Below are 18,071 nucleotides of genomic sequence, written 5' to 3'. Positions count from 1 at the left end.
GTAGAGTGATATGCCAACGTATTGTTATGTAGGCCGCAGCTCCGATGGCAGCCAAGTAAGTGGTCAATTAGACGCGAATAACGAAGATCTTGCCGCTGAAAGCTTGATGAGTAAGGGGATTATCCCAACCTCGATTAAGCTTGGGAAAAGTGGTGGTTCCGTATTGGATATGGATGTCTCTGCTCTATTTTCACCGAGTGTACCACTTGAGGTCCTGGTGCTGTTCTGCCGTCAGTTATACAGCTTAACCAAAGCGGGCGTGCCACTGTTAAGATCGATGAAAGGCCTGACCCAAAACTGCGAAAATAAGCAGTTGAAGGCCGCACTTGAAGAGGTGGTTGCTGAGTTAACCAATGGTCGTGGTTTAGCGGCGTCGATGCAGATGCACCCTAAAGTGTTTAGCCCACTGTTTGTTTCTATGATCGGTGTTGGTGAAAATACAGGTCGTCTTGATCAGGCTTTGTTGCAATTAGCGGGTTACTACGAACAAGAAGTCGAGACTCGAAAGCGAATCAAGACCGCGATGCGCTATCCAACCTTCGTGATCAGCTTTATTTTGATCGCGATGTTCATACTTAACATCAAGGTTATTCCACAGTTCTCCAGCATGTTCGCTCGGTTTGGTGTCGATTTGCCACTGCCGACCCGTATCTTAATCGGTATGTCTGAGTTCTTTGTGAATTACTGGGGAATCATGCTCGGCGTGATCTTTGGTTTTATCTTTGCTTTTAAAGCCTGGGTTAAGACGGACAAAGGTCTAGAGAAGTGGGACAGGATTCGCTTAAAAATACCTGTCATCGGTGGGGTCGTGAACCGAGCATTACTGTCACGTTTTTCGCGTACCTTTGCTTTGATGCTGAAAGCGGGTGTGCCGCTAAATCAATCTTTAGCGCTATCGGCTGAAGCCCTAGATAACCGCTTTTTAGAGCTACGGGTACAAGCCATGAAGTCGGCTATCGAAGCAGGTAGTACGGTTTCATCGACGGCGATTAACAGCGAAATTTTCACACCGCTGGTGATACAAATGATCTCGGTAGGTGAAGAGACGGGTCGTATCGATGAGCTATTACTCGAAGTGGCTGACTATTATGATCGAGAAGTCGATTATGATCTTAAAACCTTGACCGCAAGAATAGAACCGATCTTGTTGACCATAGTAGCAGGCATGGTGTTGATTCTTGCTCTCGGTATTTTCTTACCGATGTGGGGAATGCTGGATGCAATCAAAGGTTAAGGAATGCTAAATAACCTACAACGCTCACGTTTTGTGATTTGGACTGTGGTTATTCTTTTTCTAACTATAGGGCTACTTTCTGCATGGGAGTCAGTAGAAGAGGATGCGACCAATACGGCATTAATCGTGGCAAGTAAGCGTATCCTTGAACAAGCAAACCTGTTCAAACAGCGATATTTGCTTAAAGGTGCAGAACAAAAAAGCAACTCTGAATACCCCAAAAGCTACAGCAGAACTGGGTGGGTAATGCCCATTCAAGGCTCGGAGGTAGACTGTAATTATTGGTTGGATGAATTGTATCCACCGAAGAGCATTCTAGGGCTAAACTCCCCAAGAGTTGAAGACCAAAGTGATAACAAACAGTTTCATTGTACTTATCATTATGGTGATAAATATCAGATAGATATATTACTTAAGAGCGAAAGGTTTAGCGTGAAAGCCAATATTTTGGCTTTGTGAAAATATTGACAGTTTTAGTATGGTTTTATACGTGCGCGAATGTATAATGCGCGTTAATAATTAGATGAGTAGGTAGAAAATGCTTAAGAATCAAAAGGGTTTCTCCCTTGTCGAATTAGTGATAGTGATCGTAGTTGTTGGTTTATTGGCGGTCGCTGCGTTGCCTCGTTTTCTTGATGTGACGGATGAAGCCAAGAAATCCAGTATTGAAGGTGTCGCTGGTGGCTTTGCAACGGCTGTTTTGTCGGCAAGAGCACAGTGGGAAGCAGAAGCAAGGCCGTCAGAGAAGATAGGTGTTGAAACATACAATACTGTAAATTATGATGGTGTTGATTTTTGGTTAACAAGATCAAAGAACAGTAGCAATGTGGATACTGATTTTCGAGATGGTTATCCATGGACCCTGAACAACAATTCTGGCACTGCGCCACAAGATATTTCAGACCAAACATGTTCTGAGTTGATGGAAAACTTGCTGCAAAACCCACCGAAAGTGGGCCCTGTTGCAGATGTAGCGAACAACTCAAACTACAAGTATTCAGCGCAAGCAAATTCTGGTGATGCAACCTGTACCTACGTTCAATTAGAGGGTAGTACCGAGCATGAATTTGTTTACGAAATTAAAACTGGTCGTGTGACCGTAACTTTGCAGTAAGTCTGCGTAAAATTAAACATAGAGAGAGCTTAACTATGAAAAGACAAGGCGGTTTCACCCTAATCGAACTAGTGGTTGTAATTGTTATTCTAGGTATTCTTGCTGTCACTGCGGCACCACGTTTCCTTAACCTGCAAGATGATGCTCGTGAGTCTTCACTTCAAGGTCTAAAAGGTGCAATTGATAGTGCTGCTGGTATTGTTTATGGCAAAGCTGCTGTAGAGGGCGTTGAGTCTCAAGAGTACACAGCAAACCCAGCTCCAGAAGTGGAAGGCATTACAACGTCTTTTGGTTACCCAACAGCGGATGCTGATGGTATTGGTGCAGCAGTTGTTGGCTTGTCTACAGATTGGGCTGTAACTGCTAGTGTTGCAAATACCAGTATTACATACTCATTTGTAGGTGCGAATGCTAACGCAGCGGCATGTATCGTTACTTATACGCAAGCTACTGGTACAACAGCGGCAAGTGCTGCAACTACTACTGTAAATTTAGGTTCTGCAGCTGATGGCTGTGGTGGTAACTAGATTTTTGTTCTAGACCAGCTTCGGCTGGTCTTTTTTTGTATTTAATATGTTTAAACTGCTACTTTATCCTTCCATATAGTAATTTATAATCTAGATAGTCAAATTAACCAATTAAGGCTTATATGAATACAAAGCCAAATAAAGGTTTCACTCTAGTAGAATTAATTGTGGTGATTCTTTTACTTGCGATTATCTCTGTGACAGCTATCAGCCGATTTGGTGGTCGCCAAATTTATGAATTATATGCTCTGCAAGAGCAGGTTTCTTCTGTTGTACGACAGGTTCAGCTCAATAGAATGCAATCGAATATGGATATGTCTGTGTCTGGGGCTGACAGCTTACGTTTGGTGGCAGTAAATGGTTGCCTTGGCTCTCAATCGGCCTGTGACAATCTAGCTGAAACCAGAAGTGATGTTATTTCCAGTGATGATTACACGTTTTCATCTCAACCTCTCTCTACGACCTCTTCCCCAATAGAATTCAACTTGTTGGGTAACCCTGAGAGTGCTGCTTCAGCTGGTGTTCAAATTACCATCTCATCAAAAAATAGTTCAGACAGAGTCTGGGTTTGTATTAACTCTCAAGGTTTTGTTTATCCGAGTAATCAGGTATGCCCATGAAGTACGAAAATAGTGGCTTTACGCTAATCGAGTCGATCATTGTTATTGTATTACTTGGTTTTGCTATGCTCGCATTTTCTACTTTTCTTGCACCACAATCCGCACTTTCAGGACAAGTAAATTATTCCAACCGAGCTTCGGCATTAGGTCAAAGTATTATGACCGATCTTTTATCTCGAGATTACGGTTCGGTGAGCTCTGGCACTCCAATTGAACTCGGCAACACTTATGCTAATTTTGATGTGGATTTAGTTGTTACCAACGATACACCAACAGCTTCGATGCAGAAGTTTACGCTCACAATTACCGCAAGCAATAATCCTCCTATCACTTTAGTCGCTTATAAAGGGGAGTATTAATGAAAGGGAAAGGGTTTACGCTCATAGAGATGATTTTAGCTATTGTTATCTCAAGTATCGTCTTGCTTGGTGTCGCGAATTTTACTGAACTTGGTATGAGAGGCTATTTTGGCTCTGTAGAACGCTTTCGACTACAAACGGAAGCCAGGTTTGTATTAGAAAAACTGTCTCGTGAAGTAAGGCATGCTGTACCTAACCTGTTTCCAGCTTCTGTTAGTAGCGGATGTGTCTCATTTTATCCTATTGTTGACTCGGGCTTCTACGTGATCTCCGGTGCGGATATTAATTTTCTAGTGAGTGATTCTGGAGCGACAAGCAGCTCATTGCAATCCATGTCATTGGTTATAAACCCGACTCGACCACATACTGATATCGGCAACCTAAATAATATATACCCCCTCGATAGTGTAGTTCCTCCAAGTGCGTCCGCTGCATACTTTTCTATTCCAAATGGAGCTAACACTCTTGTCAGTGAATCTGTAGGAAAAAGGCATTACATTTTTGACTCAAATAACCTTGTGGAATATTGCCTTGCGAGCGGTAATTTATTAACTCGTAATGGTGTCACAATAAGCGATCGAGTTATGAGTGAGAATAGCACTCTGAGTTATCAACCCGCGAATGTTCAGAGCAATGGTATCGTTGAATTGACCCTTGAGTTTTCAGAAAATAATGAATCCACAGTATTTGAGCAAGATATACAGGTGATTAATGTCCCGTAAAACAAGCCAAAGAGGTAGTGCGCTAGTTATGGTCATCTTTGTTATCGTGGTGCTTGGTTTCTTAGCGACAAGTTTGAGTCGAACGAGTTGGTCTGATAATGATTCAAACACTCGAGTTGTACTTGGCACGCAAGCTTGGTTACTCAGCCATTCGGTTAATGAGTATGTTATGACTCAGTTCTACCCAAATCCTGACCCTGCGGCTTCCTCTGCCGTTGCTAGTGTTTGTAGCAGTAATGACCTGCAGCCTGGAGGTGAGATCTTTGCAGTAGCAAGCTCTATGGTTAACACAACTCCAGTGAATTGTTCTCTTGATCGAATACAGTGTTCCAATCGGGGAGAGCTTGATGGCTTTGTTTTCTATGTTTTAGAGTCTTCGGTAATTTGTGGTTCTGGTGTGAGCCAAGTACAGCGTAATCAAGAACTTTGGGTGAAGGAGGCTGAATGAAGCATTTGAGTATAATATTGATACTGCTATTTATTTCTTTTCCTTCTTTTGCTGATTTTTCATCGTCACAATGCAGCTCACTTCATGCTGGAGATGATTTTTCCGTATGGTTTAAATTATCCCCTGCATCGGGGGGAGATACTATCTACGCGACGAAAAGAAATGGCGGCAGCCCTACGCCAATTTGGAGTAACGATGTCAATGTTCAAAGTCCAGTAATTGATGACAATGAAACTAATAACGGTGAGTTTTATGAAGTTTGGCTTGAATATGAAAGTAGTTCGAATAAATCTGGTTGGCTAACTTATAATTTATGGGAAGGAAGTTCTTGGCGACAAGTTGGGCTCCCTCAATTTGCTGATCTTTCAGGGCTTTCTGCAGCGATTGCTGTATCGGGAGATGGAGCTAGTGAGATTCAGTGCGATGATGATATAACTCAACCACCGCCAAGTTATGTCTCGCAAGCGCAGTACCAGTTTGGAGTCGCGCAATGTGCAGGCTCAGAATGTAAGATACCTCTAAATAAACCCTTTACGAATACACCACTTGTGTTCGTCATGCCTACTATTACTTCTAATAACCCTGACTTAGATGCTCCAGCAACGTTAGTTGTGACTAATGTTACGAAAACGGAAGCCACTATCGAGCAGGTAAAAGCGCCTAAAAACGGTTGGGGACCTGATTTAAACAGCCAACCAATGACAGAGGTAAGCTATCTTGCCATTGAACCCGGTGTTGCTGATTTTAATGGACATCAAGTAATTGCGGGTTACATAGAGACAGATGAAGCAAGTGCAAAGTTTGGTTCAAACGATAATGATAGAGTTCTCTACAGTGATTTTGGTGGAAGTACATTTTCTTCAAACCCAGTCGTGTTACATCAGATCCAAACTCGGAACAACAGTCCTAAATGGATGACATCTGGCAAGGTAAAAAGAACTAATGAGCGATCTTATGTTGATCTATTTTTAGAGCTGAGTGCCTCTCACAACAGTAACCTCGACTATGAAGATGAAAAAATAGCCTTTTTAGCGACATTGCCGACTAACTCTAACCTTGAGGTTGATGGGTATAAGGTTCAGTTTGCAAGAGGGTATGATACACCTAGTCAAAATGGAAATGATCCAATGTTAGATGGCTGTGAAGATAAATATGCCACAACCTCTCTCACTAATATTGAGGGGATCATAGCTAATAAACAAGAGAGGGCTGGTGGACACGGAGGTTGGTTACGTCGATGTAACATTAACACGAACCAAGTTAGCTTTGTTGTTGATGAGGACTTTAGAGACCGCACACATATACCTGAAGAGGTTGGTTACTTTGCTTTTGAAATTGACGATATTTCAATTGATATTTGTGAGATATTCCCTGCTCCAGCGAGTTCTTGGAAGAATAATTCTCAAGTAACATTCAATAATGCCCCCAATTTTCCTAATGGTGAGCCTTTAAAGTATTTCATCGGCGGATGGAGTGGTGAATCTTGCTCTCCAAGCGAAAGTAATTGCCAAGATATCAGGATGGGGTTTGACCGATTAACTGATTATTCCAATTACCAGTACACGTGTCAGACTGGTACTTGTATTACCGGTGGTGAAAAGGTTGACGCAAGTAAACTCCCCCCAATTAACTTTCCAGAGTTAAGTGGTGATGTAGTGTTCAACAACTCAAGACCTGATGAAATTGATCAGTCCGGAAGTTGTGAGGCTGCTTTGGTTGGGGATACATGTCACCCAGCAGGGCAAGGCGATGGTGTGATCAATATAAATGTGGATCTTAACTCACTAACCTTAGGATATGGTGGCTCTGATTATCCAGTTGAATACAGATTTCCAGCGAACAAAAAAGTGTATATCGGTAATCTCACATCTAATAGTTCAAATGTTACTTTGGCGGTTGGAGCAAATACCTATCATTATTTCAAGACACTAAAGTTTAATAGTACGAATAATACGATTAAGGTGAGCTCTAAGTCGGCGATATTAATAAAAGATTCATTAATCTTTAATAGCCCGGCAGACGTGAACAATGATCACGTTAGTGATGATTTGATTTTCTATGGCCCGGAGGCTGATGCCACATTCAACATCGCATCAGGGGCAATAGTTAATGCGCATATTTTATTTGATTCGATCCAGTTTAATAATGGTGGAACGATCGGAGGTTCAGTTATAACCAATAGCTTAACCATACATGATGCCAATACTGTGATCTTAGGACAGAATAGTTGTTACAGCCCCCCTGCGAGTTATCAATTGGATTTAAGCCCAAATAAAGACTTCTCTTTATTGTGTGAAATTCCACAAGTGACAGTCACCATAACTGACTCGCAAGGGAGTCCAGCTACGGAGCCAGTTGAAGTTTATATTACGACACCTACTGGCATAACCGTTGATAGTGTTATTGAGGGACTCCATAACGGTGGTAACTCTTATTCGACAAATTCATCAGGAATATTGACGCTCGGTTTGGATGCTGACTCAATTGGGACTTATAAAATTGAGGCTGAATTAGCTTCTGACTCAAGCCAAAATGACTCTGGTGATTTTCTAGTATCACTCTATAAATTTGAAGCGAGTGATGTATATGCGGTAGCCGATCAGGCTGCGACATTTGATTTGAAAGTATTAGCTTGCAAAGGCGATGAAGCAACATTGGTTTCCGGTTATCAAGGTGATAAAAACCTTGGTGTATCGGACTTTTCGTTGGTGAACCCCACCTCTGCTCAAGGAGCAGTTGATGGAAACTTATTGGTAAAAAGTAAGAGCGACTGGAGTGATACCTCGGTAATCTTTGAATTTGACAGTTCCGCTCAAACTACTGGTTCAGTTATTTACAGCGAAGCTGGTAAGGTTAGCTTCAAACTTTCCGATCCTACTTTTGAATGCCCTACAGGATATGATTGTGAAGATACTGACGGTGAAAGTTGGGATGCATTAGAAGGTGTCGTTGATGTCTATGTCCGACCTTGGAAATTTGCAATCTGCACGAACAACAATTCTGATGGAAACAGTAGTAGTGGGAGTGCGTTTGCTGCTGCAGGGGAAGAGTTTGACGTGTTTGCTAAACCTATTCGGTTCACGAGTGATGCAAGTCAGCAATGTAATAATAGCTTGGTAACAAAAAATTATTTGCTTTCTGCAGGTGCGGTGAGTGCAACTCATACATTAGATACACCTAGTAACAGTGGTGCAGTATTAGGTAGCTTAGAGCCGACTAGTCAACTAACTCAATCTAGCTCCGATATAGTACTTTCTGATAATGGCTATAAGTTTAAGAACTTAGAATATTCAGAAGTGGGTAGTTTTAATTTTGAGGTTACTGAAGACTCGAATAGCTTTTATGGCAAGATTCTCGGTGGTTTCTCTGGAAGTAAATCAATTGGCCGCTTTTATCCGAAATATTTCCTGCAAGAGAATCCTGAATGGAATGTCGCGAATCAAAACGACATTGCTTATTTGAGTCAACCTTACGACTCAACTGTTCATCAAGTGTACCCAATGGCATCTGGTGAAAGCAGTGTTGGTAACGCGCTCAATAATTATCGTTTCTTCCATTCAGATTTACAGGCGAAATTTGGTGTTCTAGATGACACAGCCGTCGATAATCGGTTCTTACTAGATACTGATGCTGGGGCTTGGTCTACTGATCGCAAGCACTGGTTGTTGAACGATAGTGCCGCTGTTCTTGAGCGAGTTACGGATTCTGATAGTGTTAGTCGCAAGGATGATCCTTTTAATACATCGGATGCTAATTCTACAGTTACCCATTTCGGTTTAACGGTAGACGGTGCTGACCCAGTGTCATTTACTGATTCAGATACTTTGACAGGCTCTGTAGAGTTTCTGATTCAACCCCCTGCCAGATATGGCCGAATGGCACTGGATGATATTGGTGGTAATTCCGGTACTACTCTAACTATTCCGCTGCGAGCTGAATTCTGGGATGGCAGCGAATTTGTCGTCAACGATGATGATAGTCGCAGTGCCTTTGATGGTTCAAAAGCTTGTAAACAAGTGATTTGGCACAGTGACGGGGCGATAACCACGTTAGCTTCGCTTAACGGCAGTGGCAGCGTAGATGATGGTGAGGAAGAGGTCACCGCGAATCAAAATACGCCTGCAGGTACAGATACGCCGCGTGAGCAAGTCCGTCTATGGTTAAGAATGGGTGATTCGAAACCAAGCAAGAAGACGGGCGAAAATGACATATCATGTTCGACAGATTACGAAGATCAACCTTGGTTGCAATACAATTGGCGCCAACTAGGCGATGAAGATCCCTCCACCGTCGTCACATTTGGCATCTACCGTGGTAACGATCGCGTTATTTACCGAGGTGAAAGCGGCTTAACAGGTCAGTAATAATATAATTTTTGATGGTTAAGTTAGGAATCTGTAAGAAATTGCGGATTTCAGTCCATGTTTATACTTCAATGCCTTGCCGTGACAGCAAGGCATTGGTACATTTAGTGCAATTTTTGTCTTCTAATTCTTGCAGGATGAGCGAAGAATATGTTTAAAAAACTTCGTGGCATGTTTTCAAACGACCTATCGATTGACTTAGGTACTGCCAATACCCTTATATATGTAAAAGGCCAAGGCATTGTTCTTGATGAGCCTTCAGTTGTAGCTATTCGCCAAGATCGTGTGGGTTCTGCAAAAAGTGTCGCTGCTGTGGGCCACGCTGCTAAGCAAATGCTTGGTCGTACGCCTGGTAACATTTCAGCGATCCGTCCAATGAAAGATGGCGTAATTGCTGATTTCTACGTAACGGAAAAAATGCTTCAGCACTTCATTAAACAAGTACATGACAACAGTGTGCTTAAACCAAGCCCTCGCGTTTTGGTTTGTGTACCTTGTGGTTCAACGCAAGTTGAGCGTCGTGCTATCCGTGAATCTGCGCTAGGTGCTGGTGCTCGTGAAGTTTACTTAATCGATGAGCCAATGGCTGCAGCGATTGGTGCTGGCCTACGCGTATCAGAACCAACGGGTTCAATGGTTGTTGATATCGGTGGTGGTACTACTGAAGTTGCGGTTATCTCTCTAAACGGTGTGGTTTACTCATCTTCTGTTCGTATCGGTGGTGACCGTTTTGATGAAGCTATCATCAACTACGTTCGTCGTAACTACGGCAGCTTGATCGGTGAAGCGACGGCAGAGAAGATTAAACACGAAATCGGTTCAGCTTACCCTGGCGATGAAGTAGAAGAGATCGAAGTACGTGGCCGTAACCTTGCTGAAGGTGTGCCTCGTAGCTTTAGCCTAAATTCAAATGAGATCCTTGAAGCACTTCAAGAACCTCTATCTGGCATCGTATCGGCAGTGATGGTTGCACTTGAACAGTGTCCACCAGAGCTTGCTTCTGACATCTCAGAAAACGGTATGGTACTAACAGGTGGTGGTGCACTGCTTAAAGACCTTGATCGTCTGCTAACAGAAGAGACAGGTATCCCTGTTGTTGTTGCAGAAGAGCCACTAACGTGTGTTGCTCTAGGTGGCGGTAAAGCCCTAGAGATGATCGACATGCACGGCGGCGATCTGTTCAGCGAAGAATAATATCTAGTGTTAGGCTCTTTTATTATCTAGTTTTATGTAAAGAGCCTAGGACCTTGTCTATAGGATCAAATGTAGCTCTAGGATCAAATATAGAATGAAGCCAATTTTTGGTAGAGGTCCCTCTCTACAATTGCGCCTGTTTTTTGCTGTAATTTTATCAGCCAGCCTTATGCTGGCTGATAGTCGTTTAGATGCTTTCTCAAATGTCCGCTATCTATTGAACAGCATGGTTGCCCCAATTCAATATGCAGCTAACCTACCTCGTACGATGTTCGACGGTGTATACGACCGTTTTAGCACTCGTAAAGGACTGATCGAATCAAACCATAATATGAAACGAGAAGTCTTGCGACTGAAGAGCGAGCTTATTTTGCTTGAGCAATATCAAGAAGAAAATAAGCGCCTTCGTAAGCTATTAGGCTCTCCGTTTATCCGTGATGAAAAGAAAGTCGTTACTGAAGTTATGGCCGTTGATACCTCTCCATACCGTCATCAAGTCGTGATCGATAAAGGTCAGATTGATGGGGTGTATGAAGGTCAGCCGGTGATCAACGAGAAAGGTATTGTTGGTCAAGTGACCTTTGTTGCGGCTCACAATAGTCGAGTCTTGCTACTGACGGATGCAAACAATGCGATTCCCGTCCAGGTTATCCGTAACGATATCCGTGTGATTGCTTCTGGCAATGGCATGATTGATGAAATCCAGCTAGAACACATTCCAACCAGTACTGACATTCAGGAAGAAGACCTCTTGGTAACGTCAGGGCTTGGTGGTGTTTATCCAGAAGGTTACCCAGTCGCTTATGTCTCTAAGGTTGATTACGATCCGAAACGTGAGTTTGCGGTAATCAAAGCGGAACCTGTGGTTGAGTTTGATAAGCTTAGATATCTGCTGCTTGTGTGGCCTGACGAAAACAAACAGAAACAAACCGATCAATCCAACATAGAGCAAGCAATGTTAGAGGATGAAAATGGCCAATAGCGTTTTAAGAAGCAAGATAGTAATTGGCTGTTCATTATTGATCGCGCTTATTCTGCAAACCATTCCATGGCCAGGCAGTTTAGACTTGTTCAGACCGTCTTGGTTATTGCTGGTTACTTGTTACTGGGTTCTGGCTTTGCCGCACCGTGTTAACGTGGGCAGCGCTTTGATTCTGGGCCTATTGTGGGACCTTTTGATTGGTTCGACATTAGGAATTCGAGGCATGATGATGGCAATCGTGATGTACATTGTTGCGTTAAACTTCCTCGTAATTCGTAATATGGCACTGTGGCAACAAGCCATGATCATTGCGGCGTTAACGGTATTGTTTGAGGTGCTGATATTCTTCGGTGAATATTTGATCCAAGATGTCGTTTTCAATCCATTATCGTTATGGAGTGCATTGATAAACTGTATACTTTGGCCTTGGATGTTCTTGTTGATGAGGCGCGTACGTCGCCATTGGCATGTGAGGTAGCGTGACGATGGAAAAGAAACATTTAGTTTTGGCATCCGGTTCGCCGCGTCGCAAAGAATTACTATCTCAACTCGGTTATGAGTTTTCTGTCTTAGTGACCGATGTTGAAGAGTGTAAACACGCTCAAGAAACCGCCGAAGAGTACGTTAAGCGACTATCTTTAGATAAAGCTCTAGCTGCTCTGTCTTTATTAACAACGAATCCTTCTGAAAAGCAGCATGTAGCTTCTGGTTCTGATACTGTAGTGCTTGGTTCTGATGCTGTTGTTCTTGGCTCTGATACTGTTGTGGTAAGCCAAGGGCAAGTGCTAGAGAAACCCGCTGATTTTTCTGACTCTAAGCGTATGCTGACTCAATTAGCGAATAGACGTCACCAAGTGATGACGGCTGTTTCAGTGGTTTCAAAAGAAAAACAAAAAACAGAAATCGTTATTACCGACGTATGGTTTAAACCCCTCAGTGAAAAAGAAATAGAACAATACTGGCAAACAGGGGAGCCATGCGATAAAGCCGGTAGCTATGGGATCCAAGGTTTGGGGGGGCGCTTTGTCACCCGAATCGAAGGTAGTTATTACGCCGTTGTCGGCTTACCTTTATTTGAAACGGACCAGCTACTGCAAGAATTCTTATAATTACTAATCTGAGGTGCACCATGAGTGCTGAATTGTTGCTGAACGTGACCCCGAGTGAAACTCGCGTGGCCATGATTGAAGGGGGAACTCTTCAAGAGATCCATATCGAACGAGACGCTCGACGCGGAATCGTAGGAAATATCTATAAAGGTCGCGTTAGTCGTGTTCTTCCGGGAATGCAGGCTGCGTTTGTGGATATCGGTCTTGAGAAAGCAGCTTTTCTACACGCCTCTGATATTGTTCCACACACTGAATGTGTCGCTGAAAACGAAAAGAAGCAATTTCAGGTTCGCGACATTTCAGAGCTTGTTCGTCAAGGACAAGACATTGTGGTGCAAGTCGTCAAAGACCCGCTTGGTACCAAAGGTGCCCGCCTAACCACTGATATCACCCTGCCATCTCGTTACTTGGTGTTTATGCCAGGGGCGAGCCACGTTGGTGTTTCTCAACGTATCGATAGCGAATCAGAGCGTAATCGTCTTAAGAAGGTCGTCTCTCATTACTGTGATGAACACGGTGGCTTTATAATCCGTACTGCTGCAGAAGGCGCTGATTCAAACGAACTTGCACAAGACGCGGCATTCTTGAAGCGTCTATGGCTCAAAGTCTTAGAACGCCGTGGCAAGCATAAAGCACGTACTCGTTTGTACGGTGAGTTGTGTTTAAGTCAGCGTATTTTACGTGACTTCGTGGGAACGGAACTGAGCAAGATTCAGGTCGATTCTCGCCTTGAGTATGAAAACCTAAAAGAGTTTACCTCTGAATACGTGCCTGAGCTGACAGATAAGCTTGAGCTGTATGAAGGCGATAAGCCTATCTTTGATATGTACGATACTGAGAACGAAATTCAGCGCTCTCTGGATCGTAAAGTTGAGCTCAAGTCTGGTGGTTATCTGATCATCGACCAAACGGAAGCAATGACTACGGTTGATATCAACACCGGCGCGTTTGTTGGTCGTCGTAACCTAGAAGAGACGATTTTCAATACCAATGTAGAGGCGACACAAGCGATTGCTCGTCAGCTACGTTTGCGTAATCTAGGTGGCATCATCATAATCGACTTTATCGATATGCTGTCGGAAGACCATCGTAAGCGAGTACTAACTTCCCTAGAAAGTGCGCTAGACAAAGATCGTGTAAAGACCAATATTAATGGCTTCACACAGCTTGGTTTAGTAGAGATGACGCGTAAGCGCACTCGTGAAAGCATTGAGCATATTCTGTGTTCGAGTTGTCCTGCTTGTGAAGGTCGTGGCAGCGTGAAGACAGTTGAAACCGTTTGTTATGAGATACTTCGAGAAATCACTCGTGTCAACCGTGCCTACGACGCTGACAAGTTTGTGGTTTATGCTGCTGCAGCGGTTGCTGAAGCGTTAGAGGGCGATGAGTCTCATGCGCTTGCTGAGCTTGAAGTGTTTATTGGTAAACAAGTTAAAATCCAGGCTGAGCCTCTGTACATACAAGAGCAGTTTGATGTTGTTATGATGTAATGGAAATTTTGTGAGTTCAAGCGTTACTCTGATTCTACGTGCATGCTTATGGTTAGTGGTTACTCTCTTAGTAACGCTAGCCATTGCTGTTACTACACTGCGTGTAGCCTTACCCAATTTAAACAAGTATCAATCTGAAATTGAGCTTTGGGTAAATCAACATTCCGGTTTTGAGTTTTCGATTCAAGACGTGGGTGGTTTTTGGCGTAACACTCACCCTTCCATAGCACTGCAAGGTGTTAAAGCTAGCCTTCCTAATGCAGAAGACGTGGCCTTCTCTGTGGAGCGTGTTGAAGTCGAGTTTGACTTGATTCAATCGCTCGTTCAGATGCGTCCGGTTGTGGCGGATTTGGTCATGAATCAGATGTATCTTGATATCCGCTCTATTGACCTATTTGCTGGGCAAAACGAGACTGATAAACCTAAAGATTCCGGGTCTTCTAAGCGAGTGATGAATGAGCTCGATAACCTGCTGCTGAAAACCTTGGTCGATGTCACCGCGAAAGATTCCACCATTTTGTATCGTGCTGTCTCTGATGAAGAGCGTCAGCTTGATATCGAAACCTTAAAGTGGCAGAACTCAGGTAAACACCACCTTGCAGAAGGCGTAGTGAGCATCAAAGACGCCAACCTCAACTCTTTGTCAGTAAGCGCTAACTTTATTGATGGCGGTTCACTGACAGATGTGACTGGTGAGTTTTATGTCAGCGCAGATAACATCTCGATTAAACCTTGGTTAACCCGTTACATGCAGGCTGAGTCTGGTATTGAAACGGGGACCGTGAGCCTAAATAGTTGGCTCACACTACGTAATAGTAAGCCTGTGAGCGCCTATGTCGAGGTACTGCCTTCAGAATTGACCTGGAACGAAGATGGCAAGCATGACTTGATGCTTGAATCGGGCGTGTTTAAGTTGTCTCCAATCGATGATGGTTGGCAAGTAAATGGTCACTCACTTAACTTGAGAACCGATGATACGCCGTGGCCTGAACTTGATGTGGCATTTAAATGGCAACAAGGCCCTTGGCAGCTTAATGTATCTGAGCTTGATATTTCGACTATTACTCCGCTGATTAAGCTGCTACCAGACTCAGAAGAATCAACCAAGATGATAAATGTGCTGTCTCCAGGCGGCACGGTCTCTGATATTCGTCTATCGATGGAATCTGGTATCGAGAGCTTACGTTACTCGGCTAGCTTTTCTGATCTTGCGATTGAGCAATGGGATTTAGTGCCGGGCTTTAGCCAAGTTTCTGGTAGCGTGTTCGGCTCTATGACCGAAGCAAAAGCCAGCCTACATGTTATTGACGATGTATTCCCGTATGGCGATGTTTTCCAAGCACCTTTAAACATCAAGCAAGGTCAGGTTGATATTGTATGGCAGCAAGATGAAAACGGCTGGAAGCTTTGGTCTGATAAAGTCACGGCAGCCACGCCAGATTTACAAGTGCTCGGTGCATTTCGATTAGATTTCCCTAAAGATGCGAGCCCTTACTTATCATTTTATGGTGAAGCAGACGCTTACAACGTTGGCGAAACATGGCGTTACCTACCGACCTTAGCGCTTGGGCAAGACCTGACTGATTACCTATCTACTGCGATTCAAGCGGGTAAGGCAGATACTGTAAAACTGTTGTGGCATGGTGAATTGGCTCAATACCCATACGCGAATCACGATGGTATTTTCCAAATCTGGGTTGGATTAGAAGACGCCAAGTTTAGTTTTGATACTGCGTGGCCGCTGATTACAGACCTGCAACTTGATCTATTGTTTGAGAATGATGCGATGCATCTCGATTCTCGCTCTGCACAATTAATGGATGTGACTGCCGATCGAATCACAGGTCGTATTCCTTATTTGGGTGAAGGCGGCCATATCGAGATAGAAGCAAAGGCAACCGCGTCAGGTAATGCGGTACGTGATTACATGACGGCTTCGCCACTGGTTGACTCCGTGGGTGCTGCGTTAACCGCACTGCAAGTTAGCGGTGATGTCTCTTCCGAATTCCAGCTTAATATCCCATTCGACTCTGATAAAGAAGCCAGAGCGTGGGGTTACGCTGACCTAAGCGGCAACCATGTTGAAATTGAAGCGCCACCAATGGTGTTAGAAAACACCACGGGTCGTATCGAGTTTGATAATGATGTTGTGACAGCGAATGGTTTAGCGGCAGACTTGCTTAAACAAGGCATCTCTATTGATTTTAAAGGGCAGAATGATGGCCCTGGCTATGCAGTTGATATTGACGTTCTGGGCGATTGGGATGTGAAACCTTTAGAGCCTTATATTGGAGAGCAATGGTTGAGTCGTCTATCTGGTCATGCACAATGGCAAAGTCAGATTGATATTCAACTCAATGATATCGGTTTTACTTACCAATTAGATTTACAGTCTGACCTAAAATATCTCGCGAGCGATTACCCATACCCATTGGCGAAAAAGTCATTAGAGAGTGGTTCAGCAAGGCTACAAGCATCGGGTAACCAAGAAGCGATTACTGCGCGTTTGCAGTTACCGAATACCAAGTACCAAGCTGAAATTGATATCACGGGTGATGTGCCTGAGTTAACCGCGACCAACCTAGTATTAGGTCGAGGTGGCTACAAGATTAGCCCGGTAGTTGGTCACCATGCGTTGATTCGCACGGATAAGTTTAATGCTGATGATTGGCTTTCGGTGATCATGGAGCCGGTACAGCCATCAACAGCTGTTCTAAGCCAAATGAACACACCAACGATTCCAGCTCCAAGTCGTGTGACTTTTGAAAGTAAAGAGCTGATTCTGGGTGGTATTGCTTGGAATGATGTGGATTTTAGTGCACGCAAGAATAAACAAGCTTGGCAAATGGAAGTATCGAGCCAAGAGCTAGAAGGGGATATTAATTATCTACCTCCTTATGATTTAACCGTGTCGTTGGATCGCTTGCATCTGTTTGTTCCTGAATGGAGCGACAAATCAAACCAGGAACCATTGCTGCAACGCAAAGAGCAAGAAGCACCGCTGATCTCTGAGTTGGATAGAAAGATCCATGATGTGATGCCAAATCTCAAGCTAACTCTTAACGACTTCTGGCTGCAAGGCTATAAAGTTGGCAAGGTAGATGTAGAATTGGCTAGAGAAGACAATCGCATTGCGTGGAAAAAAATTCAGGTACGCAGCGGCGGCAACAAAGCGGATGTTAGTGGCTGGTGGGAATTGAATGGTGACCAGAGTCATTCATCGCTGAAAGTTGACGTGGAAGGTGAAAATAACAGTGAGTTGATGGAGCGCTTTGGTATCACCTCGGGGATTCAAAAAGCACCGTTTGAGCTAGAAGCTCAACTTGACTGGGACGGTTCACCTTGGGGTATCAAGATGGATACTCTGGATGGCGACGTAAAAACCAAGTTCGGTAAAGGTATTATCTCAGATGTGAGCGGGGCAGCTCGCTTGCTTGGTTTGTTCAGTTTAGATTCGATCATTCGTAAGATGCAGCTCGATTTCTCTGATGTGTTTGATAAAGGTATGGCATTTAACAGCATTACAGGCACTGGCGAGATTCAAAATGGTATCTTCCTGACCAATGACCTGAACATGGATGCTGTGGCGGGTGAGATGAAGATCAAAGGCATCGCTAACCTAAATACTCGTCAGGTAGATGCAGAAGTAAACTTTACTCCAGATATCACGTCGGGTATTCCAGTGCTAACAGCGTTTGCGGTAACGCCTCAAACAGCGTTGTATGTGTTGGCGGTAACTACGGTTATTTCACCTGTTGTTGAGGTCTTTACTCAGGTTAATTACTCGGTGAAAGGCCCTCTGGATTCACCAACGGTAAGTGAGCTTTCTCGTAGCTCTGGTGAGTTCCAACTTCCAGAAAATCTAAGAAAGTTGGCTGAGTAAAAGTAAGCCCTAATATACAGATAAA

The 18,071-nt window shown here is 43.7% G+C and carries 15 protein-coding genes; all 15 read left to right on the top strand.

The window, feature by feature from the left end:
- Positions 1-10 precede the first annotated feature (10 nt).
- The 15 genes from A142_RS03795 (at position 11) to A142_RS03725 (ending at position 18,046) form a co-directional block, all read left to right on the top strand.
- Positions 11-1,234, top strand: a complete 1,224-nt coding sequence (locus A142_RS03795) for a type II secretion system F family protein (protein ID WP_019826967.1) — start codon at positions 11-13, stop codon at positions 1,232-1,234.
- A gap of 3 nt (positions 1,235-1,237) precedes the next feature.
- A complete protein-coding gene (locus A142_RS03790; RefSeq protein WP_019826965.1) occupies positions 1,238-1,693 on the top strand; it encodes a hypothetical protein in 456 nt (151 codons plus the stop codon).
- A gap of 79 nt (positions 1,694-1,772) precedes the next feature.
- On the top strand, positions 1,773-2,348 hold the full coding sequence (locus A142_RS03785; protein ID WP_019826964.1) for a prepilin-type N-terminal cleavage/methylation domain-containing protein: 576 nt from the start codon (positions 1,773-1,775) through the stop codon (positions 2,346-2,348).
- Between the two features lie 35 nt (positions 2,349-2,383).
- Complete coding sequence (locus tag A142_RS03780) at positions 2,384-2,875, top strand: type II secretion system protein (RefSeq protein WP_019826962.1); 492 nt, start codon at positions 2,384-2,386, stop codon at positions 2,873-2,875.
- Between the two features lie 122 nt (positions 2,876-2,997).
- Positions 2,998-3,495 (top strand): type II secretion system protein, encoded by a 498-nt coding sequence (locus A142_RS03775; protein WP_019826961.1) that lies wholly within the window; start codon positions 2,998-3,000, stop codon positions 3,493-3,495.
- Positions 3,492-3,854 (top strand): type IV pilus modification PilV family protein, encoded by a 363-nt coding sequence (locus A142_RS03770; RefSeq protein WP_019826959.1) that lies wholly within the window; start codon positions 3,492-3,494, stop codon positions 3,852-3,854. The genes A142_RS03775 and A142_RS03770 overlap by 4 nt, the downstream gene beginning before the upstream one ends.
- Positions 3,854-4,576 carry a PilW family protein gene (locus A142_RS03765; RefSeq protein WP_019826957.1) on the top strand — a complete coding sequence of 241 codons (723 nt, stop codon included), beginning with the start codon at positions 3,854-3,856 and terminating at the stop codon, positions 4,574-4,576. The genes A142_RS03770 and A142_RS03765 overlap by 1 nt, the downstream gene beginning before the upstream one ends.
- Positions 4,566-5,024, top strand: a complete 459-nt coding sequence (locus tag A142_RS03760) for a hypothetical protein (protein ID WP_019826955.1) — start codon at positions 4,566-4,568, stop codon at positions 5,022-5,024. The genes A142_RS03765 and A142_RS03760 overlap by 11 nt, the downstream gene beginning before the upstream one ends.
- Entirely contained in the window at positions 5,021-9,388 is a 4,368-nt protein-coding gene (locus A142_RS25370; RefSeq protein ID WP_019826953.1) for a DUF6701 domain-containing protein, read from the top strand. The genes A142_RS03760 and A142_RS25370 overlap by 4 nt, the downstream gene beginning before the upstream one ends.
- Before the next feature lie 150 nt (positions 9,389-9,538).
- Complete coding sequence (locus A142_RS03750) at positions 9,539-10,582, top strand: rod shape-determining protein (RefSeq protein ID WP_004740843.1); 1,044 nt, start codon at positions 9,539-9,541, stop codon at positions 10,580-10,582.
- A 94-nt stretch (positions 10,583-10,676) separates the two neighbouring features.
- On the top strand, positions 10,677-11,564 hold the full coding sequence (gene mreC / locus A142_RS03745) for a rod shape-determining protein MreC (RefSeq protein WP_008220573.1): 888 nt from the start codon (positions 10,677-10,679) through the stop codon (positions 11,562-11,564).
- Complete coding sequence (gene mreD, locus A142_RS03740; protein ID WP_019826951.1) at positions 11,554-12,042, top strand: rod shape-determining protein MreD; 489 nt, start codon at positions 11,554-11,556, stop codon at positions 12,040-12,042. Before mreC ends, mreD begins: the two co-directional genes overlap by 11 nt.
- Before the next feature lie 7 nt (positions 12,043-12,049).
- Positions 12,050-12,673 (top strand): Maf family protein, encoded by a 624-nt coding sequence (locus tag A142_RS03735; RefSeq protein ID WP_019826949.1) that lies wholly within the window; start codon positions 12,050-12,052, stop codon positions 12,671-12,673.
- Positions 12,674-12,693: 20 nt separating this feature from the next.
- Complete coding sequence (gene rng / locus A142_RS03730; protein ID WP_004740839.1) at positions 12,694-14,163, top strand: ribonuclease G; 1,470 nt, start codon at positions 12,694-12,696, stop codon at positions 14,161-14,163.
- A gap of 10 nt (positions 14,164-14,173) precedes the next feature.
- Positions 14,174-18,046, top strand: coding sequence for a YhdP family protein (locus A142_RS03725; protein WP_019826947.1), 3,873 nt, complete (start codon positions 14,174-14,176; stop codon positions 18,044-18,046).
- Positions 18,047-18,071 lie beyond the last annotated feature (25 nt).

Source organism: Vibrio splendidus 12E03, assembly GCF_000272105.2.
Classification (GTDB): domain Bacteria; phylum Pseudomonadota; class Gammaproteobacteria; order Enterobacterales; family Vibrionaceae; genus Vibrio; species Vibrio splendidus_I.
Note: the sequence above shows the minus strand (reverse complement) of the source record. Positions and strands in the feature narration are given on the sequence as shown.